Raw genomic sequence first — 25612 nt, 5'->3', positions numbered from 1 at the left:
CTCCGAAGGCGTCGGTGGGGAACGCTGGACGACGTGCTGCACAGGTTGGCCCGATAACCACTGGCGTGGGCATGGCAGTCAGGGCCTGGTAAAAGAAGCTACGCACGTAGACCGTACGGAGGGAAGGGGTCCGAACGCTGCCGTTGGTCTAGCCCTGCGAAATACTGACCAAGCTGCGGCGATGGCGGGCGCCTGGCGGAAACTTTCAGGATCGGGAAACCGGATCAGGGGACTGACGTGCACGAGGACGCGAACGGCGCGGAGCATCGGGGCGAACCCGGGACGTCGCCGAGTGGTGTGGACCAGGAGTTCCTGGCGCTGGAACGCGAGCTGACGGTCTTCCTGCGCCGGGCCCGCGCCAGTCAGGGGGAGATGGCCCGCGAGGTCCACCCGGACCTGGAGTCGGCCGCCTACGGCCTGCTGGTCCGGCTGGACGAGTGCGGCCGGCAGCGCGCCACCGAACTGGCCGCCTACATCGGCGTCGGCAAGGCCACCATGTCCCGCCAGCTCAGGGCCCTGGAGGAGCTCGGCCTGGTGGCCCGCGAACCGGACCCGGCCGACGGCCGCGCCTGGCTGGTCCACCTCACCGAGGAGGGTCACCGCCGGGTCGGCAGCGTCCGCGACGCCCGCCGCGCCCGCTACGTCAGCAAGCTCGCCCACTGGAACCGCCGCGAGGTGGCGGAACTGGCCCGGCTGCTGAACCAGTTGAACCGGGGGATGGAGAAGTGACGGGCCTGCCCCAGGGCGCTCCCGTGCCTCACAGCTCCGCGTAGACCACCGTCGCGTCGTCGTGGGTCTTGCTGCCGCCCAGGTGGGCGCGCGCGTGTGCGTCCGCGCGTTCCAGGGAACGGACGCGCGCGACCAGGGCCTGGGCGCCCTCCTTCTGGATCAGCCCGAGGCAGTCCGCCCAGTCGCCCTCGCGGAACTTCTCCGACCAGCGCGCCGCCCCGTCCGTCAGCGCGGCCAGCGCGGTCACCTCTTCGCGCGGCAGGGAGCCGGTGACCGCGCGGTCCGCCACCGAGGGGTCGGCCGCCGCCGTGAAGAAGCCGCCCTCCTTGTTGCGCAGGTGCGCGTCGATCATCTCGTCCGTGGCCAGCGCGGCGCGCGGCAGCCGGGCCAGCCGGTCGTCGAGAACCGCCGTGACCGTGCCGTGCGGAGACTGCACCAGCAGCGCTGAATCGGACAGCACCAGGTACTCGACGGACCGTGCGGACCAGCGGGCCAGGACCACGGTTGCCTGCGGGGTGCGCGGGTGAGAAAGGTCACAGGTTCCCGCGTGTGCGGCGGAGGTACGCGCGATGGCGCGGGCGAGGGCCTCGGCCAGGGGAACATCCGGGAGCGAAACGGTCAGTTCGGTCAGTGCTCCGCCGAGCCGTGCCGTGTACCAGGGGACCGAATGCAGACAGCCCGTCCCGCCCTCCCGGGGCGGCGTCACCCCGTCCAGGACGACGAGTGACGCGCCCTGTCCGGAGGCGGGTACTCCGATGCCGGCGAAGTCCTCGTTGGGGCGAAGCGGGTCGCCGGGTTCCGAGACGAGTTCCGTACGCATCCGGCCAGTCTGCACCAGCCCTTCACATGCTCGGCGAAGGCCGGCAAGCATCGCGGGTTCGTCGTGCCGGCGCGGCCACGACGTCGGTTTTGGGGTGGAATGCTTCACTCCGCCAAGGCGTGGCGGCGAATCCTGCCAAAGCGCGCCGCCGACGTCCAACCGGCCCGCCGCGCAAGGCCACTGCACGCGCCAGAGGAACTTGCCCGCCAACTCTTTCCCGATGTTCACTCCTTCGGGTGGCGGGGCAGGTGATGCCCGCCCGCTGCCCACCGGCACTGGGAGGGTCGGGAACCGTACCGGACGTGCGCGCCGATTGACGGGGCGTCATCCGGTCCCATGGCTATACGAGTACAGGAATGCGAGCACCGGTGCAGAAGACGCGGCCTCGGCGCACAGGCAGGCAGTCGGCCCCCGAGGGTGGCGCCCAGCCACCCGCCGTAGGCAAGGGCCGCCCCACCCACGTACGCAATCGGCTGATCGTCGCCGTGGCGGTGGTGGCGGCCGCCATCGCGGGCGCGGGCGCGCCGTCCGTCATCGCCGCCTCCGGGCAGCTGAAGGACACCCAGGACCTGGTCACCCTCGCGGGGCAGACCCAGGAGGCGCTGACCCTCGCCCACGCCCTCGCCGACGAACGCGACGACGTCACCTCGTACGTCGCCGCCGGCCGGCCCAAGTCCAAGGCGCCCGACGAGCAGCGCAGCGCACGCGTCGACCGGCAGGTCGAGGAACTGCGCGCGGACACCGACCTGCCCGCCGCCCTGCGCACCGACCTCGACGGCATCGCCGCGGTCCGCCGCGCCGCGCTCACCGGACAGAGCAGCGCGCTCGAGGCCCACCAGGCGTACTCGGCCGCGATCACCGAGCTGCACCGGCTCACCGAGCAGCTCGCCCAGCAGAGCCCGCCCCGCGCGGGCTCCGGCGCCTACGCCCTCGCCGAGCTGGACTCCGCCGTCCAGCAGGCCGCCGCCACCCGCGGCCTGCTGCTCGCCGCGCTGAACGTCCCCGGCGGCACGCAGAGCACCATCGACCCGGTCACCGGCCTGCCCCGAACCGGCTCCGGCTCCTCCTCGTCCGCGGGCAAGCAGCGCGACGTGCTCACCGCCGCCGCCCAGCAGGCCCGGCTGCGCTCCGACGCGGCCCTCGCCGACTTCCACGAGTCGGCACCCCGGCAGGCGGTGACGTCGTACGACTCCACCGTCACCGGACCGGAGACCACCACCGCCGAGAAGTACCTCGCCCGTCTCACCGACCAGCCCGCGCTGGACGACGACGAGCTCGACACCAGCACCCGCAAGCTCGACGCGGCCCTGTCCGCGCGGATCGAGCTGATGCGCGGCGCGGAGTCCGCGCTCTACCAGCACCGCACCCAGGCGCTGGAGCAGCTGCGCGACGACGACGTCACCGCGCTGGAGATCCGTGTCGCGATCCTCGGCGCGCTGATCCTGCTCGCCGTCGGCATCGCCACCGCCATGGCCCGCAGCCTGACCCGCCCGCTGTCGGCGCTGCGGCGCGGCTCCGCCCGGCTGGCCGAGGCCGAGGACCCGGTCACCCAGGAACCGGTGAAGTTCACCGGCCGCAATGACGAGTTCGCCCAGGTCGTCCGCTCCGTCAACGCCCTGCACGCGCACGCCGTCACCCTCGCCGAGCGGGTCGGCACCCTGGAGTCCGACCGCAAGCACCTGGTCGGCCAGCGGCAGAAGATGGCCGACGCCCGCGAGGAACTGCGCGCCGAACTCGCCGAGTCCGCGGCCCAGCTCGACCGGCTGCGCACCAGCATCGGGTCCACCTTCGTCAACCTCGCCCTGCGCACGCTCGGCCTGGTCGAGCGTCAGCTCGCCGTCATCGAGGGCCTGGAGGAGCGCGAGCAGGACCCGGACCGCCTGGCCACCCTGTTCAAGCTGGACCACTTCGCCACGGTCATGCGCCGGCACAGCGAGAACCTCCTCGTGCTCGCCGGCACCGAGCACGTCCAGCAGCACGCGGGTCCCGTCCCGCTGGTCGACGTGGTCCGCGCGGCGGTCAGCGAGATCGAGCGCTACGAACGCGTCCGTATCGCGGCCCTCCCGCCGCATGCGCACGTGGCCGGATTCGCCGCCGACGACCTCTCCCACCTGCTGGCCGAACTCATGGAGAACGCCACCGCGTTCTCCCCGCCCGACATGCCCGTCGAGGTCTCCGGCTGGCTGCTGGAGAACGGCGAGGTCATGCTCTCCGTCCAGGACGAGGGCATCGGCATGACGGGCGAGCGGATGGAGCGGCTCAACGCCCGCCTCACCGCCTTCGACCCGAACACGCCGTACGACCAGGAGGGCGAGGAGGGCCTCGGGCTCGGCCTCTACGTCGTCGCCCGTCTCGCCCACCGGCACGGGGTGCGGGTGCAGCTGCGCGAGCAGAAGCAGGGCGGTACGGCCGCGGTCGTCGTCCTGCCGCAGTCGCTGCTGGCCGCCGCCCCGCCGGCCGCGGTCGCCCCGCCCGCGCACTCCGCGAGCACCACCCAGAGCTTCTCCCTCCCGGGCGCAGACGCCGAGGCCAACTCCAACGTCCTGCACAGCCGCTCGAGTGACGGCGACCGCCTGGTCGCCCTCGCGGAGAAGGCGGTACGGGAACGGGCGGAGGCGGAGGCCCGGGAGCCCGAGCCCGAGCAGCCCACGGCGGAGCAGCCGGCGCAGGCCGGGGAGCCGGCGCCGGCCGAGGAAGCCGTACCGCAGCCCGCGCCGCCGGCGGAGTCCCCGGCCGAGATGACGATGGAGCTGCTGATCCCGTCCCCGAAGGCGGAGGAAGAGGCCCCCGAGCCTGCGTCCGAGTCCGCCACGGTGCCGGCGCCCACCCACGAGGCCGCAGCCGCCGACGCTGACCAGCCGGCCGCGGCCGAGGCAGAGGCGGAGCACCAGCGCACCGCGGACGAGGAAGACGAGTACACCGCGAAGGGCCTCCCCAAGCGCACCCCCAAGATCACCGCCCCCGCCCAGGCGGAGCGCCCCCGCACCAAGTCCGTGGACGCCGAAGCCCTGCGCCGGCGGCTCGGCGGCTTCCGCCAGGGCGCCACCGCCGGCTACCGCGACGCCCAGGCGGAGATCGCCGAGCAGACGGGCCAGACCAGGGCACCCGCGGCGCAGCCCGCGGAGCGCCGACCCACACAAGACGCCACGGGGGGCACAGTCGAGGAGGCAAGCAGTTGACCGCGCCCAGTACCTTCGGTCTGAGCAGTGAAGCCCGCAACCTGCACTGGCTGTTGAGCAACCTCGTCGAGGAGGTCCCCGGCATCGTCTCGGTCGCCGTGGTCTCCTCCGACGGTCTGCTGCTGCTCTCCTCCGACCAGGACCGCAACCTCGAGGCCGGGCAGGCCCAGCAGGCCACCCGGCCCGCCGGCCCCCGCGGCTCCGCCGCCGACCTCGCCACCATCGTCTCCGGCATCGGCAGCCTCACCATCGGCGCGGCCAAGCTGATGGACGGCGGCGCGGTGAAGCACACGATGGTCGCCATGGAGGAAGGCAGCCTGTTCGTGATGTCGATCAGCGACGGCTCGCTGCTCGGCGTGCACGGCTCCGCGGACTGCGACATGAGCGTCGTGGCGTACCACATGGCCCTGTTCGTGGGCCGCGCCGGCCATGTCCTGACCCCCGAACTCCGCAGTGAGCTGCGCAAATCCCTGGAGTCCTCCTCGATGGGGAGCGAGCGATGAGCAGCATGTCCCACGCCGCGAAGGGCCAGTTGCCGGTCCGCGGCGGCGATCGCAAACCGGCCCGTGTGCGCCCCTACTCGCTCACCGGCGGCCGTACCCGCTTCGGTCACGTCCTGCTCGTCGAGACGTTCGTGGCCGCACTGGAGGCCCCGGAGGAGCGCAAGGAGCTGACGAACGGTAGTCTCGCCACCCGCGTGATGCCGGAGATGCGGGCCATCGTCGAACTGTGCCGCCGTATGCGCACGGTGGCCGAGATCGCCGCGCTGCTGAAAATGCCGCTCGGCGTGGTCCGCGTCCTGCTGAGCGACCTCGCGGACCAGGGAAAGATCCGCGTGTACGGAACGGGCACCGGCCACGGCACGGGCCGGCCGGACCGCGCGCTGCTGGAAAGGGTGCTGAGTGGACTCCGTCGTCTCTGACGCCGCTCGTGGCGTCTCCCCGTTCGCCGAGGCGGCCCGTGTCGCCCAGCCCGACGAGGATCTGAAGTCCTGGCAGACGGACCGCACCCGCGCCCCCATCGCCACGAAGATCGTCGTGGCGGGCGGCTTCGGCGTCGGCAAGACCACCCTGGTCACGTCCGTCTCGGAGATCACGCCTCTGCAGACCGAGGCGCTGATGACCGAGGCCAGCCAGGAGACCGACGACCTCACGGCCACGCCGGGCAAGCTGACCACCACCGTGGCCATGGACTTCGGCCGTATCACGCTCGACGACGACCTGGTGCTGTACCTGTTCGGTACGCCGGGTCAGCAGCGGTTCTGGTTCATGTGGGACGACCTGGTGCGCGGTGCGATCGGCGCCGTCGTACTGGCCGACACCCGCCGGCTGAAGGACTGCTTTCCCGCGCTGGACTACTTCGAGAGCTGCGGGCTGCCGTACGTCGTCGCGGTCAACCACTTCGACGGAACCGAGCTGTTCGAGCCCGAGGACGTGCGTGAGGCCCTCACGATTCCTCCGCACATACCTGTCATGATCATGGATGCGCGGCGCCGCATCTCGGTGATCGAGACGCTCCTCGCCCTCGTGGCCCACGCGCTCGAGGAAACCCCCGAGTAGTTCCACCTAGGAGAGACATTCCGCATGCGGAAGATACTCGTCGTAGGGGCCGGGCAGTCCGGCCTCCAGCTCGCCCTCGGCCTGCAGGCGCACGGCTACGAGGTCACCCTGATGTCGAACCGGACCGCGGACGAGATCCGCTCCGGCCGGGTCATGTCGACGCAGTGCATGTTCCACACGGCACTGCAGCACGAGCGTGACCTCCAGCTGAACTTCTGGGAGTCCCAGGCCCCGAAGATCCAAGGACTCGGCGTCTCGGTGGCGGCCCCCGGCTCCTGGGCCGAGGGCCCGGCGGCCCGCGCCATCGACTGGGTGGGCCGGCTCGACGGGTACGCGCAGTCCGTGGACCAGCGCGTGAAGATGGCCGGCTGGATGGAGACGTTCGCCCAGCGCGGCGGCCAGCTGGTCATCCACGGCGCGGCGGTCTCCGACCTCGACTACTTCTCCCGCGCCTACGACCTCGTCCTGGTCTCCGCCGGCAAGGGCGAACTGGTGTCGATGTTCGAACGGGACGCCTCCCGCTCCCCGTACAGCGAGCCCCAGCGCGCGCTGGCCGTGGCCTACGTGCACGGCCTCGGCCCGCGCCCGGAGCACCCGGAGTTCGACGCGGTCCGCTGCAACCTGGTGCCCGGCGTCGGCGAGCTGTTCATCATGCCGACGTACACCACCTCCGGCCGCGCCGACATCCTGTTCTGGGAGGGCATACCCGGCGGCCCGCTGGACGTCTTCAAGGGCGTCAAGGACCCGGCGGAGCACCTCTCCCTGACCCTGGAACTCATGGAGCGGTACACCCCCTGGGAGTACGCGCGGGCCACGAAGGTCGAGCTGACCGACGCGGGCGGCACGCTGGCCGGCCGCTACGCCCCGACCGTGCGCAAGCCGATCGGGCACCTGCCCGGCGGCGGCGCGGTCCTCGGCGTCGCCGACGTCGTCGTCGCCAACGACCCGATCACCGGGCAGGGCTCCAACTCGGCGTCCAAGTGTGCGGCCGCCTACCTGGCCGCCATCCTCGAGCACGGCGACAAGCCGTTCGACGAGGACTGGATGCAGCAGGCGTTCGACCGCTACTGGCAGACGGCGCAGCACGTCGTGAAGTGGACCAACGCGATGCTGGCGCCCCCGCCGGAGCACGTGCTGAACCTCATCGGCGCGGCCGGCCAGCTCCAGCCGGCGGCCGACCGGTTCGCGAACGCGTTCAACGACCCTGCCGACTTCGAGAACTTCTTCTACGAGCCGGAGAAGACGGCGGCGTATCTCGGTTCGCTGGCCGGTTAGGGCCGTTTCGTTCAGCCTGTCAGAGGGCGGACGGCTTCTCCTGGGGGCGGAGTACCGGGTTCTTCGGGGCCGGGGGTGCCTGTTCCTTGGGGGCCGGGCGTGCCGGGTTCGCCGGGATCGGGCTTGCCGGGTCCGCGGGGAGCTGGCGTGCCGGGGTCGTCGGGTCAGGGCGTACCGCTCCCAGGATCGGGTAGGCCGCGATCGGGGAGAGTTTGACCTTCTCGCCGGTGCGCGGCGCCTCGATCACCCTGCCGCCGCCCACATACATCGCCACGTGAGTGGCTTGCGGGAAGTAGACCACCAGGTCCCCGGGGCGCAGCGTGCGCAGCGGGACGTGCCGCAGCCGCGCCCACTGCTCCTGGCTGGTGCGCGGGATCGGCGTACCGGCGGCCTGCCAGGCCTGCGAGGTCAGCCCGGAGCAGTCGTACGACGTCGGGCCCTCGGCACCCCACGCGTACGGCTTGCCGATCTGCCCCTCGGCGTACCGGACGGCCCGCCCGCCCCCGCTGGACGACGGCTTGTCGTCGTCGTCCAGCGCGCCGGAGGCGACCAGGCTGCGCTGCGCCTCGGCGGTGCCGGTGCGCTCCAGCGCGGTCAGGGCGGTCAGCTGGTCGGCGGTGAGCGAGGCCAGCAGCCGTTCGACGTCGGACAGGCGGCGGCGGACGTCGTCGCGCTGCTTCTTCTGCCGCTCGATGAGCGTCAGCTGCTGGTCGAGGGCGGTACGGGCGCGGCGGGCGAGGTCCGCGGCCTGGCGTTCGCTGCCGGTGAGACGGCCGATGGTCTCGGCGCGCTCGCGCGCCAGCCGGCCGATCACATGGCCTTCGTCGAGGGCGTGCTCGGGGTCGGACGTGAGCAGCAGGCGCAGGTACGGGGAGAGGTCGCTGCTGTTCTGGTACTGCTGCCGGGCGAGCCGGCCGGCGGCGCCGCGGCCGGCGTGCAGCGACAGCCGGGCCTTGGCCAGCGCGGTGTCCAGCCGGGTCACCTCGGCGCGCTTCTTCCTCAGCGCCTCCTCGGTGGCGTTGTAGGCCTCGGTGGCCTGTTCCGCCTGCTGGTACAGCGTCTGAAGCTGCGTCAGGAGGGTGGGCAGGGACTTCGGGGTGTCCTCGGGGGCCTCTGGGGGTGCGTCGTCGGGTGCCTCTTGGCTTGCGTCCGCGGGTGGTTGCCGTTGCGCGTCCGCGGGTGGTTGCTGTGCGGGGTCGGGTACGGCTGCGGCATGAGTGGGTGCGAGCGCTAGTTGCGCCGCCGCCACCGTCGTACCGACGAGACGCAGCAGCTTTCCTGACACGTCATCACCTCCGGTGCGGGGCAGCCCCTCTGCCTCGCACCGTGAGCTTGGGACGGGTCGGCGAAGTGCGCGCGCCGGGCGTGCGCGGACCGGCGCAAGGGTGTCACTCGTGCGGGTCGTGCGGGTTGCCGTCCGGCGTGGCGTCTGGCGTGCGGTGGCGCCGGGGCGCGGGCTTCGACCACGGCCAGCGCAGTCGGCCGGTGGTGGTGTCGCCCGTGGGGTCGAAGGCGTACTTCCAGCCCTGGATCAGGCCGAGGCGCTTGCTGTGCCCGCGGGGGACCCGGCGGTAGACCAGCACGGTGGGCGGGCCGCCGGCCGCGTCCGGGACCGGAATGCGGTACGTCTTCGGAGGGTGGCCGGTGGGGCCGACGAGCACGGGGAGGACCCGGCCGTCCATGGGGCCGCCCTCGAAGGGGGTGTCTTCGCTCTTCACGCCACCAGTGTCAGACATCGCCGGAGAGCGCGGCGAGCACGTCGGCGGTCTGCGGGTCGCGGCCCGCGGTCACGCCGAGGGCGGCGACGAACTGCTCCACGAGCCAGTCGCGCAGCTCGGCGGCGGGGGGCTGCTTGTCGTCGTCGAGCCACATGAGGGACGCCGCTTCTACGGCGGTGATCCACATGCGCACGGTCATGCGCAGGCGGGGGCCGGGGGTGTGCACGCCGAGGTGGCTGTAGATGTGGTCGGCGGCGGCGCGGCGGACTCCGTCCACGATGGCGGTGGTGCGCGACGTCTCGACGACGCTGCCGCCCTGGAGGAGGGCGCTGAAGCCGGCGTCGTGCTCGTCGACGAAGGCGAGGTAGCGGTCGAGGGCGCGGTAGAGGCGGGTCAGGCGCGGGCCGGTGCGCGGTTCGTCGAAGCAGAGCTGGAGCTGGTCGGCGGCGGAGCGGAGGGCTGCCTCGTAGAGCTGCTGCTTGCCGCCGGGGAAGTAGCGGTAGACCAGGGGGCGGGAGACTCCGGCGGCTTCTGCCACGTCGTCCAAGGACACCTCCTCCGGGGCCCGGTGCGCGAACAGCGACAGGGCGGCGGTGAGCAGCTGACTGCGGCGTTCCTCGACGCTCAGGCGGCGGTAGGCGGGGGTGGCGGAGGGGGTCATGCTTCGCAGCGTAGTCCCGTCCGCGTGGGGGTGGGGGTGGGTGGTCTTTCGGGTGCGGGTTGTGTTGTGGCTGGTCGCGGGTGCGTGCGGGTCTGGGTCGGTCTTTGTCTGCGGGTGCGTGGGGGCTGGTCGCGCCCACGCGGCGGAGCCGCATGTCGAATACAGCCCCGCGCCCCTTCTGTGCCTGCGGCGGCCCGTTGCGGTGCGGTGGGTGGCTGGTGTCCGGCCTGCGGTGCGTTGTGGGTCGGGGCCGGGGTGGGGGTGTCCGTCCTCGGTCCGGCCGGCCGTTTTCCGACGAGGGCGCCGTTGCCCGGTGCCGGCCGCTGCGGGCGGCCCCCCCCAAAAAACCGCCGGGCGCGCAGCCCACCCCGTACCGCGGGACGCGTTACGCCAGCAATCCCGAGGACTTCCACAGGCGGCGGCCGACTCCGCGGAGGACTCCGATGTCGTCCAGGAAGTCCGTCAGGCGCTTCGCGCCCGTCTGCATGACCTCACGCCGGTGTCCGCTGGCCTTGACCTGCGCCATGGCCTCCCGCTTGTCCAGGCCCACGTTCGTGTAGACGTCGGGGTTGATGAAGGCGATGGAGAAGACACGGGCGAACTCACCGGAGGTGACCCGCGTGAACTCCTGCGACCACTTCGGCGCCGTCAGCATCTGGCGGCGCAGTTCCTCGCGGGCGTATCGCACATGGCGGGCCTCCTCCACGACGTGGATCCGCGTCACGCCCCGGATGAGGGGCTGGACCCGCTCGTCCGGGAAGGTCAGCCGCTGCATCCAGTCCAGGACCTCCTCGCCGAGCAGCGTCGCCGTGAAGGACCCCGGTGTGGTGGAGATCGTCTTGAACAGGCGGCCCAGGTTCTGGTGCGTCCGGCTGACCGGGTACCACGGGGTGCCGCCGCGGGAGATCACCCGCGCGAACATCTTCGAGTGCCGGCACTCGTCCTCGATCTCGGTGAGGGCGTACCGCACATGCGCGCTGGTCGCCGCCTTGTCGTAGATGTGGCGGACGAGAAGCTGCATCAGGATCAGTTCGAACCAGATGCCGAGCGAGGCCAGCGCCGCGGCCTCGTGCTGGGAGAGCGCGATCCGCTGCTCCTCGCTCATCCGCTTCCACAGCGGTGTGTCGTACAGCGACACCAGCTCCGGCGGCCAGAACCACTTGCCCTCCTCGAAGGGCGCGTCCCAGTCCAGCTCCTTGTCCGGGTCGAAGGAGTGCTTCGCGGAGGAGGCGAGGAGGCGTTCGGCCACCTGTTCGCGGTCCTTGAGCAGGCCGAGCGCGTCGCGCAGGCCGTCCAGCGCCTCGGCTTCCGTCAGGGTCGTCATGGCAGATCCACCTCGTCGTACGGGGGCGTGGCGGAGTTACCCGCCGGTCACGTCCTCTTATGAGACTGCCTGTCAGCAAGCTCGTCAATCCCCCGTGCAGCAACTCGTGCCCGCGGTGTGCCGGGGAACTCGTTGACCCCGCGTCCACCCCGTGTGAGCCTGCCGTGCATGCCGACCTTCGACCTGTACGCCGACGATCCGGGCGCCTCGCACTGGGAGGTGCCCGCTTCCGGCGCGGCCCGCTTCGGCTGGGAGTACGACGACGGCCGCGACCGCCTGCTCGCCCTGTACCAGAAGGGCAAGGACAAGCAGTGGGACGGGGCCAAGCGCATCGACTGGGATCTGGAGGTCGACCCCTACGACCCGCTCGGCACGCCGGACGAGGCGATGTCCGTGTACGGCAGCCGGCACTGGGCGAAGATGTCCGAACGGGACCGCAGTGAGCTGCGGCGGCACTACGCCTCCTGGCAGTTCAGCCAGTTCCTGCACGGCGAGCAGGGCGCCATGATCTGCGCGGCGCGGATCGTGGAGTCGGCGCCGGACATGGACGCCAAGTTCTACTCCGCCACCCAGACCATGGACGAGGCCCGGCACGCCGAGATCTACGGCCGCTTCCTGCACGAGAAGATCGGACTCGTCTATCCGGTCAACGACAATCTGCAGGCGCTGCTGGGGGACACACTGCGCGACAGCCGATGGGACATGCCGTACCTGGGCATGCAGGTGCTCATCGAGGGGCTCGCGCTGGCCGCCTTCGGGATGATCCGGGACACGACCGACAAGCCGCTGCCCAAGCAGATCCTCGCGTACGTGATGCAGGACGAGGCGCGGCACGTCGCCTTCGGGCGTATGGCGCTGCGTGACTACTACCGGCAGCTCACCGACGCCGAACTGCGCGAGCGCGAGGAGTTCGTCATCGAGGGCTGTCATCTGATGCGCGACCGGCTGCGGGGGACGGAGGTCCTGGAGAACTTCGGCATCCCCAAGGCCGAGGCCGAGCAGCTCAGTGAGAACTCGGAGTTCCTGCGCCTGTTCCGCAAACTGCTGTTCAGCCGGATCGTGCCGTGCGTGAAGGACATCGGACTGTGGGGCAAGCGCCTGCAGCAGGCGTATGTCGACCTGGGCGTCCTGGAGTTGGGCGACTCCGACCTGGACCTGCTCATGAACCAGGACGAGGAGATCGCCGAGCGGCTCGACGCCGAGCGCTTCGCGGCGGAGGAGAGGGAGCGGGTCGCGGAGGTGAGCGCGGCGATCCAGGAAGGGGAGGGGGCCGTCGAGGCCTGACGCCTCACCCTAGTGGAGTACGGTTCTGGCGTGTCCACGCCTCCCGGTAATCCTTACGGTCAGCAGCCCCAAAGCCCCTACGGCCAGAACCCGTACGGCCAGAATCCCTACGGCGCGCAGCAGCCCCAGGGTCCGTACGGGCAGCCTCCGGCCGCGGGCGGACAGCCGCCCTACGGCGCCTACGGCCAGCAGCCCCCCGGCCCCTACCCGCCGCAGCCGCACGGCTGGGGCGCGCCGCCACCGAAGAAGCGGCGCGGGCTGGTGATCGGCATCGTCGGCGGTGTCGTCGCCCTGATCGTGGTGGTCGTGGCCGCGCTGGCGCTGGTCGGCTCCAAGGGCGGTGGCTTCCCCGAGGCAAAGAACAAGCTCGTGCTGTCCAAGACGCTGCTGAACGGGCGCTACACGCTCAGCCAGGACCTGTCCGATTCCGAGGGGAAGAAGATCGAGGACGAGGCCGACGGCTCCTGGGAGGCCAAGGACACCCACGCCGTCGTCGGCCAGTACTCCCTGGGCGGCGACCAGACCAAGGGCACCCTGGTGGTCTCCGGCATGTACGGGCGGTTCAAGCACCCCGACAAGGCCCGCGGCAACATGATGAAGGGCGCCGGCGAGGGTCAGGCCAAGGTCGTCGTGCCCCCGAAGGACTTCCACCCCGACAGCTCCGGGATCACGGTGACCTGCGAGGTCCTCACCCAGGTGCAGATGGGCACCACGCTGACCGTGCCGATGTGCGGCTGGGTCGACGACAACACCGGTGCCTCCATCGCCGAGATCACCGCCGAGACCATGACGCAGGACCCGCTCCAGGTCGACCTGGAGGCCGCCGCGAAGACCGCGCTCCAGGTCCGCACCGAACTTCTCAAGCCGGTCTGACCTACACAGGGCACTCCAGGTCCTCGGCGCTCACGCCCCGCGCGGGCGAGTCGCCGAGGACCGGCTCCGCGTGCTGCGCCGGGAACGAGGTGCGCAGCGTGAAGGCGTACGGCGTCGGGCCGTGGGCGCGCAGATGCAGCAGCCGGGCCTCCGCCTCGGCGACCGTCGGGCGGTGCCCCGCCGGCACCCACCACAGCGTCACCATCGCCTCTCGCACCCGCTCGAACCACTCGCGGCGCCGGGACAGCAACTCCCGGTGGCGGCCCTGGTACATGAAGGCCGTCAGCGCGTTGGAGTCCCGCCACACCGACATGTTGATGATCAGCCACTCGTCACCGAAGACGGCGATGTCGGTGGCGTCGCCGCTCTCGCTCTGCAGCCGCCACACGAAGCCGTCCGCCGCGTCGGCGTCGGCGTTGACGGGATCGAGACCGTCGACGAAGTCCTTCAACTCCGGTGAGTCCAGCGGGAAGCGGAGGCGCGCGATGTTGACCTGGGCGAGTTCGTACGCGGCGTCAGTCATGACCGAACGGTAGGTCGGGCGTCCGCCTCGCAAAAAGCCCCGTCTCACGAGCTGAGCACCGCCTGCATCACCGCACGGGCGATCGGCGCCGCCGTACCGCCGCCGCTGATCTCGCCGCGCACCGCGGAGCCGTCCTCCACCACCACGGCGACCGCGACCCGCGCCTCCATGTCCCGCTCGTCCTGCGCCCACGAGACGAACCAGGCGTACGGCGTCCCGGAGTTGCCGAGTCCGTGCTGCGCGGTGCCGGTCTTGCCGCCCACGATCGCGCCGGGGATCGCCGCGTTGGTGCCGGTGCCCTCGCGCACCACGCCCTCCATCAGCTTGCGCAGCTTCGCCGCCGTCGACGGGAGCATCGCCTGCCGCGTCGGACGCGGCCCCGCCGTGGTGACCGTCGCACCGCCGCGCCGCGTGGTGCGCTCCACCAGATACGGCGTACGCAGCCGGCCCCCGTTGGCGACCGCCGCCGCGACCATCGCCATCTGCAGCGGAGTGGCCCGCGTGTTGTACTGACCGATCGACGACAGCGCCAGCTGCGCCTGGTCCACGCTCGTGTCGAAGGTGCTGGGCGCCACGGAGAACGGGATGCGCAGCCGCTTGTCGTTGAAGCCGAAGGCCTGCGCCGTGCGCACCATCCGCGCGGCCCCGACCTCCACGCCGAGCTTCGCGAACACCGTGTTGCAGGACCACTCGAAGGCGTCCCGCAGCGATACGTCCAGGCAGCCGTCGCCCTCGTTCGTCAGCCGGGTCGTCGTCCCCGGCAGCCGGTAGGGGTCCGGGGAGACGGTCGGCTCGTCCAGGCCCCCGATCACGCCCGCGTCCAGCGCCGCCGCCGCGGTGACCACCTTGAAGGTGGAGCCCGGCGGATACGTCTGCCGCACGGCCCGGTTCAGCATCGGCTTGTCCGGATCGGCGTTCAGCCGCGCCCAGGCGCGGGCCGCCTGCGGACCGTTCCCGGACAGCACACCGGGGTCGTACGACGGAGACGTCACCAGCGCCAGGATGCGCCCCGTCGCCGGTTCGATCGCCGCCACCGCGCCCTTGCGCCCGCCCAGCCCCTCGTACGCCGCCCGCTGCGCCTGCGGGTCGAGGGCGGTCACCACGTCGCCGCCCGGGTCGCGGGCCCGGGTCAGGTCACCCACCAGCGGCAGCGACGCCAGCAGCGGGTCGGTGCCGGCCAGCACGCCGTCCTCGGTGTGCTCCAGCAGGGTCGTGCCGTACTCCTGCGAGGAGAACCCGGTGACGGGCGCGTACAACGGGCCGTCGGTGTAGACGCGTTCGTAGCGCAGCTGCTCGCCGGTGTCCCGGGAGCCGGTGACCGGCCGGCCGCCGACCACGATGTCGCCGCGGGGCTGGGCGTAACGGGCGATCGTGTGGCGGCGGTTGGCCGGGTTGTCGTCGTAGCCGCCCGCGACGACGAGCTGGACGCGGGCTGCGTTGACCAGCAGGGCGACCAGCAGCAGGGCGCAGAAGGCGGCGGAGTGGCGGATCGTGCGGGTCATGGCGTCTCCGGGGTGGGCCGGCTCGTGGCGGACGACGGCCCCGTGGCGCCGGGCCGGCGGGCCGAGTCGCTGACCCGGATGAGCAGGGCGAGGATGGCCCAGTTGGTGACGACGGAGGAGCCGCCCTGCGCGAGGAACGGCATCGCCATCCCGGTCAGCGGGATCAGCCCGGTCACCCCGCCGGCGATGACGAACACCTGCAGCGCGACGATCGAGGCGAGTCCGACGGCGAGCAGCCGCCCGAAGGGGTCCCGCAGCGCCAGCCCGGCCCGGTATCCGCGCTCCACGAGCAGGCCGTAGAGCAGGAAGATGGCGGACAGCCCGGCGAGCCCCAGCTCCTCCCCGGCGGTGGCGAGGATGAAGTCGGACTTGGTGGCGAACCCGATGAGGACGGAGTGGCCGAGACCGAGCCCCGTGCCGAGCACCCCGCCGGCCGCGAACGCGAACAGCGACTGGGCGAGCTGGTTGGCGCCCTGCCCGGCCTCGATGGAGGCGAACGGATGCAGCCAGTCCTCGATCCGCGCGTGCACATGCGGCTCCAGATGCCCCACGGCGACGGCCCCCAGCGCCCCGAGCACCAGCCCGACGGCGACCCACCCCGACCGCCCGGTGGCGACGTACAGCAGAACGACGAACAACCCGAAGAACAGCAGGGAGGTCCCGAGATCCCGCTCCAGCACCAGCACCCCCACGCTCACCAGCCACACGGCGACGATCGGCCCGAGGACCCGCCCGGTCGGCAGCTGCATCCGCCACACCCGCCGTCCCGCGTACGTCAGCGCGGTGCGGTTGGCGGCGAGATACGCGGCGAAGAACACCGCCAGCAGTACCTTGGCGAACTCCCCGGGCTGGATGGAGAACCCGGCGATCCGGATCCAGATCCGGGCCCCGTTCACGGCGGGGAAGAGGATCGGCAGCGTCAGCAGCGCGAGCGCGGCGGCCACGCACACATAGGCGTAGCGTTGCAGCATCCGGTGATCGCGGAGCATGGCGACCACCACGATGAAGAACGCCACCCCGAGCGTCGACCACACCAGCTGCGTGGGCGCCGCCCGGTCACCCGGCGTCTCCAGATCGAGCCGGTAGATGAGCACCAGCCCGAGCCCGTTGAGCAGGACACCGATCGGCAGCAGCAGCGGATCGGCGTACCGCGCCCGCAGCCGGACCATGACATGCGCCAGCAGCGCGAGAACGCCGAGCCCGGCGCCGTAGCCGGCGGCGCCGGGCGGCACGGCACCGGTGCGGGCCAGCCCCACCACGCAGTAGCCGCACACCGACAGCATGACGGCGACGACGATGAGGGCGAGTTCGACACCACGGCGCCGGGGCAGGGGGACCGGGCGAGCGGGGGTGTCCGCCACTGCCACGGTGATTCCGGTTCCGGCCTTCGTCATGTCCGGAACTTACCCAAACAGGGCGACTTGCGCCGCGCCCGGAGGGCGAGCGGGTGAGGGCGTGTCAGCGACGTCAGCACCAGCGGGGTGAGGACCCGAGGACCTGGATGTAGCGGGCGGAACCCCAGGCCCAGGTGCCGTCCGTCAGCAGGTACCACAGCCGGTTGCCCTCGACGCTCTGGCCGCGGGTCTGGCAGTAGATGGAGACGATCTCACCGCGGTGCGCGGTACGGATCACCTGGCTGCCCCGTTCGGGCGCGCTGCGCAGCAGCAGCGTCCCGGCGGTCACCCGCCCCCGGGCAAGCCGCGACTCGTGCCCGCCGCCGCCCTGCTGCCAGCTTCCACCGTCCCCGCCTTCGCCTCCCTGCTGCTGCGAGTTCCCGCCGTTGCCGCCGCCTTCGCCTCCCTGCTGCTGCGAGTTCCCGCCGTTGCCGCCGCCGTCCCCGCCCTGCTGCTGCCAGTTCCCGTCGTTACCGCCGCCCCCGCCCTGCTGCCAGCTTCCGCCGTCTCCGCCGTCTCCGCCGTCTCCGCCGTTTCCGCCGCCCTGACTGGAGGCGGAGGGGTCGTCCTGCCCCCACCCGTCATCGGCGAAGGCGGGCGTACCGGCAACGGCACTGACGAACACGACGGTGGCAGCGGCTATGGCGAACCGAGAGAGACGGGGGCGATGAGACATGGGGTACCTCCACGAGGAACCTGAGGGGTCAAAACCTGACTGATCGCCACGTTAGGAGGACGGGGAGGAGGGTGCGCGAAATGCTGGGCCATCGGGAGGGGGTGGGGGGTGGAGGGAGGGGAGGGAAGAGGCGGGGAGGGGCGGGGAGGGGAGAGGGCTGGGGGCGGCGACGGGGGTGCGCTGGGGGTGGAGTGTCGGGGACGGGGCGCGACCGGGGCGACGGGGGGCCCGTGGGGGTGCTTCTTGTGCAACCGAGTCGGGTGGGCGGGTCGGCGAACCCCCTTGGGTGCAGGGTGCACAGCCCCCGCCGGGGTCAAGGGGCGGAGCCCCTGGTGGGGTCCGGGCCGAAGCCCCGCGTCGCCCCCTCTCGCGCAACGTCACCCGACAACCGGCGGAGCCCACGGCAGGGACAGCGTCGCCAGCGCCCCACCCCCCACCGCGTTCGCGAACGTCAGCCGCGCGCCCAGCGCCTCCGCCTGCCCGAGCGCGATCGTCAGCCCCAGCCCGTGCCCCTTCGCACCGCCCTCCGTACGGAACCGCTGCGGCCCGTGCGCGACGAGGTACTCCGGATACCCGTCCCCGTGGTCCCGCACGGTCACCACCGGCCCGTCCACCGTCACCACCACCGGCCCCTTCCCGTGCCGGTGCGCGTTGGACACCAGGTTCCCCAGCACCCGCTCCAGCCGCCGCCGGTCCGTCTCCACCCGCGCGTCCCGCACGACCCGGACCTCCGTCTGCGTCCCCGACGCCCGCACCACCCGCTCGGCCAGCGCTCCCAGCTGCTCGCTGTCCACCTCCAGCCGCTCCCGCCCGGTGTCCAGCCGCGAGATCTCCAGCAGGTCCTCCGTGAGGGTGCGCAACGCGGCCACCCGGTCGCGCACCAGCTCCGTCGGCCGCCCCGGAGGCAACAGCTCCGCCGCCGCGTGCAGCCCCGTCAGCGGCGTCCGCAGCTCATGCGCCACATCCGCCGTGAACCGCTGCTCCGCCAGCAGCTTGCCCTGCAACGACGAGGCCATGGAGTCCAGCGCGGAGGCGACCGCCGCGACCTCGTCCTGCGGCCGTGACGGGTCCCCGGCCCGTGGGTCGTCCACCCGCGCGTCCAGGTCCCCGGCGCTGATCCGCCGCGCCACCCGCGCCGTGGCGTGCAGCCGCCGTGTCACCCGGCTCACCGCGAACGCCCCCACCAGCACGGTCGCCCCGATCGCCAGCGCCGACGACCACAGGATCGCCCCGTCCAGCCCCTGAATCGTGCGGGCCTGCTGCGCGTAGTCCACGCGTACGGCCAGCGCGTGCCCGCCCTCCACCGGCCCCGCCGCCCACATCGCCGGCTCCCCGCGGTGCTCGCCGACCATCGTGCCCCGCTCCCCGGACGCCGCCAGCGTCCGCAGCCGCGCGGGCAGCTCCGGGGGATCGACCCCGGCGCTGGGCAGCAGTGTGTCCCCGGCCTCGAAGGCCTGGGTGGCGTCCGCGAGCCGGGCCAGCGCCAGGTCGCGGGCCTGGCCGACGGTCTGGTTCGTCACCTGCACGTGCACCAGTACGCCGAGCAGAGCGGCCAGCGCACAGCACATCACCGTGATGAAGGCGGCCGCCCGCACCGCCAGCGCCCCGGACCACTGCGGCAGCACGGACCTCATCGCTCACCTGCCGACCCGGAGGCCGACGGCGAAGCGGACCCCGAGGCCGAGGCCGACGGTGACGGCGCCGGCGACGAGGAGGATTTCCGTGCCGGATGCCCCGGGCGCACCCCGTTTCCCGTGCGCACCATCTCGTCATGGGTGAGCAGCATCGCCTTCTGGTCCGGGTCCCAGGTCCACTCCAGCCGGTACTCGTAGCGCGCCAGATCGGACGGCGAGCTGAGCACGAGCGAACGCCCGGCCACCTCGACGGCGCTCACGGCGTCCTCCCACTTCATGATCTGCACCAGCCGGTGCCGGTCGACGGTGTACACCCGTACGGCCGTCATCGGCCCGGGCAGCAGCCGGAACCCGAGGGCCAGATCGTCGTGCCCGTCCCCGGTCAGATCCCGGTAGTACGGCTTGAGCACCGGGCACCGGCCCCGCTCGGGCCCCTGCCCGCAGGCGTCGCGCACCAGACGGGCCGTGTCGGGGAACGTCTCCCCGCTCTTGCCCCCGGCCTTGTACCGGTCGGGGTGCGCCGCGATCTCCGCCCGCACGATCGCCGCCGGATCGACCTTGCGGAGATCGTCGCCGGGCACGGACACGCCCTTGACGACCTCCCGCTCGACCTCGTCGATGTCGTACGCCGGAGAGGACGCCGGCGTCAGCTTCGGCCACAGCCGGGCCGGGCTGACCGCGACCTGCGTGGGCCCGGCGCCCTCCAGCGACCCGGTGTCACCGCAGGCGGTCAGGGCAGCCCCCAGCACGACGGCCAGGACGGCGAGCAGGGCACGCGGGCGGCGAGGGGGCACGGGACTCCTGTGGGTAGGGATGTTCGAGGGCCCCGTACACCATATTCGCAGGTAAGTCCTTTTTGCTGTTCGAGGGGTCCTGCTCGGTCTTGCCGATCGAGGGGGCCGCCCGCACGATGGTTCGGTGATCTACTCGGCGAGCTCCTCCAGCAACCGCACCGTCGGCAGGCCCGCCCGCAGATACGCCACGAACAGCTCGTTGTGCAGGGCCCACGACGAGCGACGGGACCGTATCAGCCGTATGGCGTCGTCCGCCGAGCGGCCCCGGTGGATCAGCGCCTGCGCCACGACCAGGCCGGAGCGGTTGTAGCCGTGGTAGCAGCGCACCAGCACCCGCCGGCCGTCGTCCAGCGCCTCGCCCACCGCCCGGGCCAGCCGCAGCACCCCCGCGAGCTGGGTGCCGTCCAGCGGCCCGTCCGGGATGTCCCACACATGGTGCTCGACCCCGGGATCGGGCCCGTGCCCCGGCAGCCGCAGCAGCGTCTGCACCAGATCGAACTCGTCCCGCACGACGGCGAACTCCAGCCGTCCGGACGTCCCCCGGAACTCGTGCCCGCCCATCCACAGGCCTGGCACGATCTCGCTCCACGGGCTGTCCGGAGCGGGCACGTCGGGCTGATTCCCACGCGTACGCAACGGCGCCTCCCCAACCCCGCTCACCACTGTCCCGCCCGCGCAACTCCTACCCAAGGTAGCCGCCTTCTTGCCCCGGGAGCACCCCGCCTGTTCCCATGGTCGTGGGGTGATGGGGCATGAGCCGACTGCGCGTCATACCGACCTACAGACACGGCCGCGAACGGCTGTACGTCTGCTCCACGGACGGACGGAACATCGCCTGGTACGACCGTGAGGCCGCCCGGGTGAACCTGCTCAGCGAAGACCACCGGGAGGACGTCCTGGACGCCCTCGGCCCGTTCCTGACCGGCCAGGTCGCGGTGGGCCCGCCCCCGGTCCCCACCCCCGCCGAGCTGGCCCGGCTCAGCCTCCATCCCGACGACGACCTCGCCCCCAACCGGCCCGGCGAGGCCCTGCTGGTCGCCCTGGAGCGCGACCCGGGCCCCACGCACCGGCTGCGCCCGGACCCGCGCCGCCGGGCACTGGAGGCGGAACAGGCCGTCGGCGAGGTGCTGGACCGGCTGGACGGCGCCGGCTGGCACGCGCTGCACTCCGTACCGCTGCCCGGCGGCGACCGCGTCCACCATCTGCTGATCGGCCCCGGCGGCCTGTTCGCCCTGCACGCCGTGCACGCCCGCAAGCAGAAGGTCACGGTCGACGGGCCGCTGCTCACCCTGGGCCGCCGCGACCCCGTGCCGCTGCCACGCGACGTCCGCGCGGTCGCCGCCCGAGCCTCCTACGCGCTGACCGCCGAGGTCCGCCCGGTGCTGTGCCTGCTCGCCCCGGCGTCCGTGAACGTCGCCGCACCGCCGCGCGGGGTCCGGATCGTCACGGACACGGACCTGCCGGAGCTGGCCCGCCAGGGCGGCGTACTGAAACCGGCCGACGTGGAGGCCCTGCACGCGATGGCCCGCGACCGCACCACCTGGGCGCGCGTCTGACCCCTCAGGGCACGGCTCCCGTGCGCCCGGGGTCCAGCAGCGGTGCCAGCAGATCGCCGTAGTCCTGGAGCCGGGGCGCGATGTCACCGGCGCCGAACGCCAGCTGCTCCGGCGCCCCGCACTCCTCGACCTCCTCCCAGGTCACCGGCGCCGACACCCAGGGGTGCGAGCGGGCGCGCAACGTGTAGGGCGTCGCGGTGGTCTTGCGGGCGGCGTTCTGGCTCCAGTCGACGAACACCTTCCCGGGTCTGAGACTGCGCGTCATGCGGTGCAGCGCGAGGCGCGGCATGGCCTTCTCCGCCTCGACGGCGAGCTGTTTGGCGTACTCGGAGGTGCGCTCGGACGGCGCCGGGCGCACGGACGCCAGCAGATGCAGCCCCTTGGACCCGGACGTCTTGGCGTGCGCCTCGATCCCGTCCTCGGCCAGCCGCTCCCGCAGCCACAGCGCGACCTCGCAGCACTCGACGACGGTCGCGGGCGGCCCGGGGTCGAGGTCGAAGACGATCCGGTCGGCCACGTCGGGCGTCTGCACCCGCCACTGGTGCGTATGGAACTCCGCGACCTGGTTCGCCGCCCACATCAGGCTCGCGAGATCCTGCACGACCACCATCCGCGCCGGCCCCTCCGAGCGGGGCACGGCGGCGGTCGTGACCCAGTCGGGCGTACCGGGCGGCACGTTCTTGGTGAAGAACCGCTGCCCGTCCGGCCCGTCCGGATAGCGCAGGAAGGACACCGCACGGTCCCGCAGATGAGGCAGCAGCGCCTCGGCCGTGGTCGCGTAGTAGTGCAGCACCTCGGCCTTGGTGAACCCGGTCGCCGGATACAGCACCTTCTCCAGGTTGCTGAGCGCGATCCGCCGCCCCTCCACCTCTGTGATCGGCGTCATACGATGAGAATTCCCCACAAATGGGAGATATCTGTGGTTAAGCGGACCAACCCGACCGAAAGGGTGTGCACGTGAGATCCATTTGGAACGGCGCCATCTCGTTCGGCCTGGTCAGCATCCCGATCAAGCTGGTCAACGCGACCGAGAGCCACTCCATCTCCTTCCGCCAGATCCACACCGAGGACGGCGGCCGCATCCGCTACCGCAAGTTCTGCGAGCTGGAGGAGCGCGAGGTCACCCAGGCGGAGATCGGCAAGGGCTACGAGGACGCGGACGGCTCGATCATCCCGATCACCGACGAGGACCTGGCCAGCCTGCCGCTGCCGACGGCGAAGACGATCGAGATCGTCGCCTTCGTCCCGGCCGACCGGATCGACCCGCTCCAGATGGACGCCGCGTACTACCTCGCCGCGAGCGGCGCCCCGGCCGCCAAGCCGTACACCCTGCTGCGGGAGGCGCTCAAACGCAGCAACAAGGTCGCCATCGCCAAGTACGCGCTGCGCGGCCGTGAGCGACTCGGCATGCTCCGGGTCGTCGGCGACGCCATCGCCATGCACGGCCTGCTGTGGCCGGACGAGGTCCGCGCCCCCGAGGGCGTCGCCCCCGACACCGACGTCACCGTCCGTGACAAGGAGCTGGACCTCGCGGACGCCCTGATGGACACCCTCGGCGAGGTGGACCTGGAGGACCTGCACGACGAGTACCGCGAGGCGGTGGAGGAGGTCATCGCCGCCAAGGTGTCCGGCGTGGCCCCGCCCGAGGCCCCCGAACCCGCGGCCGGCGGCACGGTCCTGGACCTCATGGCAGCCCTGGAGAACAGCGTGCGCGCGGCCCGCGAGTCCCGCGGCGAGGGCGGTACGGCGGGGGGTGGGGCGGCTGCGGAGGAGGAAGCCGAGGTCAGGCCGCTGCGCGGACGCAAGACGGCGGCGAAGAAGGAGGCGGCTTCGGCGAAGAAGGCACCGGCTTCGGCTGCGGCGAAGAAGACCGCCGCGAAGAAGACCACGGCCTCGGCGAAGAAGACGACCGCGAAGCCGGCCCGGAGCGGCAGCGCCAAGAAGGCGGCGACGGCGAAGAGCACGGCGAAGAAGACCCCGGCGAAGAAGACGGCGTCCCGCAAGCGCAGCGCGTGAGGGGACGCCCGCCCTCCCCGGTACGGCGGGCTCAGGCCACCCGCCGAAGCGCCAGCACGGCGTTGTGCCCTCCGAACCCGAAGGAGTTGCTGAGCACGAGATCGCCGTCGTGCGGCAACTTCCGCGGGGCCCCGGTGACGACATCGAGCCCGATGGAGCGGTCGATCGTCGCGCTCCCGACCGTCGGCGGTACGACGCCGTCGCGCAGCGTGAGGACGGCGGCGACGGCCTCGACACCGCCGGCGGCGCCCTGCAGATGCCCGAGGTGCCCCTTGAGCGCGGTCACCGGGACGGCCCGCTCCCCGAGCACGTCCCGCAGCGCGGCGGCCTCCGCGAGATCCCCCTCCACGGTCGCGGTGGCGTGCGCGTTGACGTGGACGACGTCGACGACATGCCCGCCGGCGTCCCGCAGGGCCCGCCGCAGCGCGAGCGCGACCCCGCTGCCGCTCGGATCGGGCGCGGCCATGTGGTGGGCGTCGGCGGACAGCCCCCACCCGGCGGCCTCGCAGTAGATCCGCGCCCCGCGGGCCCGGGCGTGCTCCTCGGCCTCCAGGACGAGTACCCCGGCGCCTTCCCCGTTGACGAACCCGTCGCGGTCGGAGCCGAAGGGACGGGAGGGGGAGATCCCGTCCTCCAGCGGATGCGTGGACAACGCCCGCATGGCGGCGAAGGAGGCCATGATCGCCGGCGTGACGACGGCCTCGGCGCCGCCGGCGAGGGCGACGTCGACCCGGCCGTACCGTATGCGGTCGATGGCCTCCCCGATGGCCTCGGTCCCGGACGCGCAGGCGCTGGTGACGGTCCGGGCCTCACCGGTGATGTGCAGATCGAGGGAGACCTGCGAGGCGGCCTGCGAGGGCACGGTCATGGGCGTGGTGAGCGGCGAGACCCCGCGGGCCCCGCGCTCCCGCAACTTCCGATCCCCGCCGACCAGCACCGACGCATCCCCGAGAATGGCCCCGAGACTGACCCCGACCCGCGAGGGATCGAGGTGGCTGGCGTCGGTGCCTCCCTCCTGGAATCCGGCATCGGCCCACGCCTCCCGCCCCGCCAGCACGGCGAACTGTGCGGCCCGGTTCATCCGTCGCGCGACGGCCCGAGGCAGCACGTCCCCCGGATCGACGGGCACGACGCCGGCGGTACGCACCGGCAACGCGTCGAACTCGGGATCGTCGACCTCCCGTATCCCGTGCCGCCCCTCCATCAGCCCGCCCCACAACTCCCCGACCCCGAGCCCGAGCGGAGTGACGGCCCCGAGCCCGGTGACGACGACGCGCCGGGGCCGCGTAACGGAGCCCTCCGCACGGAGCCTCGCCCGATACCGCACGACGACCTCATCACTGCGCCGGGCATCACGCGCCCACCCGCGCACGTCCTCATCGGAGTGAGCGACGCCACTCCCGTCATCGAGATCCCGATGCCAGACCCCCCACCGCCGCACGTAGACCTCCTCAACGGCCCCGGGATCGACGACCCGCAACACGCCGACCCGATCCCCGTCCCGGAACCGCCCCTCCGCCACATCGTCGGACTCGAGGACCGGCACGCTCACGGGATCGACCCGCGCGCCGGCGACGGTGACCAGCGCTTGCCGCGCGACGAGATGCTCCCGCTCCCTCCCCCCGAGCGCGGGCCGCAGGGTGAGCCGTATCCACTCGGGAGACTCCGGCAGCGTGTGCACGACGACGTACCAGCAGGCCTGCGCGGCCCCTTCGGGCGAGAGGTCGACGAGATCCCCGGGAATGACCTCGGCGGCACTGACGGAGTGGGGGCTGAGGGCGAGTCGGTTTTCCGGCGTTTCGGGTGAATTGGACATGGTGTACCACGCTTCCTGGTCCCGAACTGGCGTAAAGCGGACGGGAATGAGTGAAGCGGGCGAAGCCCCGAAAAGCCACAGTTGAATACTGAATCTGCGAACTGGGTCACATGGGTGGTGTAGGTGCGCGCGTCCAACGCAACGTCAAATGACTGCTCATTCAGACAAATTGCCCAAATGGTACCAAAATGCTTGTGTCGGACGTCACGTAGCCTTCGCGGCCGGGCAGCCGCGGTCGATCAGCTCGTGGATTCTCCGGCGGTTCGGCGGCCTCCATGA

Annotated in this window: 24 protein-coding genes; 10 read left to right on the top strand and 14 right to left on the bottom strand. The window is 72.2% G+C overall.

Going from position 1 to position 25612, the window contains the following annotated elements; all coding sequences use genetic code 11:
* The first annotated feature begins 237 nt into the window (after nt 1-237).
* Nucleotides 238-729: a MarR family winged helix-turn-helix transcriptional regulator gene (locus ACF1GV_RS21810; RefSeq protein WP_391683369.1), complete on the top strand. Its 492-nt coding sequence runs from the start codon at nt 238-240 to the stop codon at nt 727-729.
* A gap of 28 nt (nt 730-757) precedes the next feature.
* Here ACF1GV_RS21810 and ACF1GV_RS21805 read toward each other — a convergent pair whose 3' ends face one another.
* Nucleotides 758-1549, bottom strand: a complete 792-nt coding sequence (locus tag ACF1GV_RS21805) for a protein phosphatase 2C domain-containing protein (RefSeq protein ID WP_391683366.1) — start codon at nt 1547-1549, stop codon at nt 758-760.
* Between the two features lie 356 nt (nt 1550-1905).
* Here ACF1GV_RS21805 and ACF1GV_RS21800 point away from each other — a divergent pair, with 356 nt between their 5' ends.
* The 5 genes from ACF1GV_RS21800 to ACF1GV_RS21780 are packed head-to-tail and all read left to right on the top strand — an operon-like array spanning nt 1906 to nt 7562.
* The gene (locus tag ACF1GV_RS21800) at nt 1906-4728 is read left to right on the top strand and encodes a nitrate- and nitrite sensing domain-containing protein (RefSeq protein WP_391683364.1); all 2823 of its coding nucleotides are present in this window, start codon (nt 1906-1908) and stop codon (nt 4726-4728) included.
* Complete coding sequence (locus ACF1GV_RS21795) at nt 4725-5231, top strand: roadblock/LC7 domain-containing protein (RefSeq protein WP_391683361.1); 507 nt, start codon at nt 4725-4727, stop codon at nt 5229-5231. Before ACF1GV_RS21800 ends, ACF1GV_RS21795 begins: the two co-directional genes overlap by 4 nt.
* Nucleotides 5228-5650: a DUF742 domain-containing protein gene (locus ACF1GV_RS21790; RefSeq protein ID WP_391683359.1), complete on the top strand. Its 423-nt coding sequence runs from the start codon at nt 5228-5230 to the stop codon at nt 5648-5650. The genes ACF1GV_RS21795 and ACF1GV_RS21790 overlap by 4 nt, the downstream gene beginning before the upstream one ends.
* Nucleotides 5631-6287 carry an ATP/GTP-binding protein gene (locus tag ACF1GV_RS21785; RefSeq protein ID WP_391683357.1) on the top strand — a complete coding sequence of 219 codons (657 nt, stop codon included), beginning with the start codon at nt 5631-5633 and terminating at the stop codon, nt 6285-6287. The genes ACF1GV_RS21790 and ACF1GV_RS21785 overlap by 20 nt, the downstream gene beginning before the upstream one ends.
* A 24-nt stretch (nt 6288-6311) precedes the next feature.
* A complete protein-coding gene (locus tag ACF1GV_RS21780; RefSeq protein ID WP_391683355.1) occupies nt 6312-7562 on the top strand; it encodes a styrene monooxygenase/indole monooxygenase family protein in 1251 nt (416 codons plus the stop codon).
* 19 nt (nt 7563-7581) lie between these two features.
* Here the strand turns inward: ACF1GV_RS21780 and ACF1GV_RS21775 are convergent, their stop codons facing one another.
* The 4 genes from ACF1GV_RS21775 to ACF1GV_RS21760 form a co-directional block, all read right to left on the bottom strand.
* Nucleotides 7582-8847 (bottom strand): NlpC/P60 family protein, encoded by a 1266-nt coding sequence (locus ACF1GV_RS21775; RefSeq protein WP_391683352.1) that lies wholly within the window; start codon nt 8845-8847, stop codon nt 7582-7584.
* A gap of 103 nt (nt 8848-8950) precedes the next feature.
* Nucleotides 8951-9280, bottom strand: a complete 330-nt coding sequence (locus ACF1GV_RS21770) for a hypothetical protein (RefSeq protein ID WP_391683350.1) — start codon at nt 9278-9280, stop codon at nt 8951-8953.
* A gap of 10 nt (nt 9281-9290) precedes the next feature.
* Nucleotides 9291-9941 (bottom strand): TetR/AcrR family transcriptional regulator, encoded by a 651-nt coding sequence (locus ACF1GV_RS21765; RefSeq protein WP_391683347.1) that lies wholly within the window; start codon nt 9939-9941, stop codon nt 9291-9293.
* A gap of 385 nt (nt 9942-10326) precedes the next feature.
* Entirely contained in the window at nt 10327-11265 is a 939-nt protein-coding gene (locus tag ACF1GV_RS21760; protein ID WP_391683344.1) for a diiron oxygenase, read from the bottom strand.
* Nucleotides 11266-11433: 168 nt separating this feature from the next.
* On the opposite strand from ACF1GV_RS21760, the gene ACF1GV_RS21755 reads away from it, so the two are divergent.
* Together ACF1GV_RS21755 and ACF1GV_RS21750 are read left to right on the top strand one after the other, a co-directional pair.
* Complete coding sequence (locus tag ACF1GV_RS21755) at nt 11434-12549, top strand: ferritin-like domain-containing protein (protein ID WP_391683342.1); 1116 nt, start codon at nt 11434-11436, stop codon at nt 12547-12549.
* Between the two features lie 30 nt (nt 12550-12579).
* A complete protein-coding gene (locus ACF1GV_RS21750) occupies nt 12580-13422 on the top strand; it encodes a hypothetical protein (RefSeq protein ID WP_391683339.1) in 843 nt (280 codons plus the stop codon).
* Nucleotide 13423: 1 nt separating this feature from the next.
* Here ACF1GV_RS21750 and ACF1GV_RS21745 read toward each other — a convergent pair whose 3' ends face one another.
* The 7 genes from ACF1GV_RS21745 to ACF1GV_RS21715 form a co-directional block, all read right to left on the bottom strand.
* Complete coding sequence (locus ACF1GV_RS21745) at nt 13424-13945, bottom strand: DUF3291 domain-containing protein (protein ID WP_391683336.1); 522 nt, start codon at nt 13943-13945, stop codon at nt 13424-13426.
* Between the two features lie 44 nt (nt 13946-13989).
* On the bottom strand, nt 13990-15447 hold the full coding sequence (locus ACF1GV_RS21740) for a penicillin-binding transpeptidase domain-containing protein (protein WP_391683334.1): 1458 nt from the start codon (nt 15445-15447) through the stop codon (nt 13990-13992).
* A complete protein-coding gene (locus ACF1GV_RS21735; RefSeq protein ID WP_391683331.1) occupies nt 15444-16841 on the bottom strand; it encodes an FtsW/RodA/SpoVE family cell cycle protein in 1398 nt (465 codons plus the stop codon). Before ACF1GV_RS21735 ends, ACF1GV_RS21740 begins: the two co-directional genes overlap by 4 nt.
* A 73-nt stretch (nt 16842-16914) precedes the next feature.
* Nucleotides 16915-17517, bottom strand: coding sequence for an SH3 domain-containing protein (locus ACF1GV_RS21730; RefSeq protein ID WP_391683328.1), 603 nt, complete (start codon nt 17515-17517; stop codon nt 16915-16917).
* Nucleotides 17518-17894: 377 nt separating this feature from the next.
* A complete protein-coding gene (locus tag ACF1GV_RS21725) occupies nt 17895-19151 on the bottom strand; it encodes an ATP-binding protein (protein WP_391683325.1) in 1257 nt (418 codons plus the stop codon).
* Nucleotides 19148-19945: a hypothetical protein gene (locus ACF1GV_RS21720; RefSeq protein WP_391683322.1), complete on the bottom strand. Its 798-nt coding sequence runs from the start codon at nt 19943-19945 to the stop codon at nt 19148-19150. The genes ACF1GV_RS21725 and ACF1GV_RS21720 overlap by 4 nt, the downstream gene beginning before the upstream one ends.
* A gap of 129 nt (nt 19946-20074) precedes the next feature.
* Entirely contained in the window at nt 20075-20581 is a 507-nt protein-coding gene (locus tag ACF1GV_RS21715) for a dual specificity protein phosphatase family protein (RefSeq protein ID WP_391683319.1), read from the bottom strand.
* Between the two features lie 116 nt (nt 20582-20697).
* On the opposite strand from ACF1GV_RS21715, the gene ACF1GV_RS21710 reads away from it, so the two are divergent.
* Nucleotides 20698-21501 carry a nuclease-related domain-containing protein gene (locus ACF1GV_RS21710; protein ID WP_391683317.1) on the top strand — a complete coding sequence of 268 codons (804 nt, stop codon included), beginning with the start codon at nt 20698-20700 and terminating at the stop codon, nt 21499-21501.
* A 4-nt stretch (nt 21502-21505) separates the two neighbouring features.
* On the opposite strand, the gene ligD is transcribed toward ACF1GV_RS21710, so the two are convergent.
* The gene (ligD, locus tag ACF1GV_RS21705) at nt 21506-22387 is read right to left on the bottom strand and encodes a non-homologous end-joining DNA ligase (RefSeq protein WP_391683315.1); all 882 of its coding nucleotides are present in this window, start codon (nt 22385-22387) and stop codon (nt 21506-21508) included.
* Nucleotides 22388-22458: 71 nt separating this feature from the next.
* Here ligD and ACF1GV_RS21700 point away from each other — a divergent pair, with 71 nt between their 5' ends.
* The gene (locus ACF1GV_RS21700; RefSeq protein WP_391683313.1) at nt 22459-23517 is read left to right on the top strand and encodes a Ku protein; all 1059 of its coding nucleotides are present in this window, start codon (nt 22459-22461) and stop codon (nt 23515-23517) included.
* 31 nt (nt 23518-23548) lie between these two features.
* On the opposite strand, the gene ACF1GV_RS21695 is transcribed toward ACF1GV_RS21700, so the two are convergent.
* Nucleotides 23549-25333 (bottom strand): beta-ketoacyl-[acyl-carrier-protein] synthase family protein, encoded by a 1785-nt coding sequence (locus ACF1GV_RS21695; RefSeq protein WP_391683311.1) that lies wholly within the window; start codon nt 25331-25333, stop codon nt 23549-23551.
* Nucleotides 25334-25612: the final 279 nt, after the last annotated feature.

This window comes from Streptomyces sp. NPDC014006, from assembly GCF_043088925.1.
Taxonomy (GTDB): Bacteria; Actinomycetota; Actinomycetes; order Streptomycetales; family Streptomycetaceae; genus Streptomyces.
The sequence above is the reverse complement of the archived record's forward strand: the minus strand, read 5'-3'. Positions and strand labels throughout refer to the sequence as shown.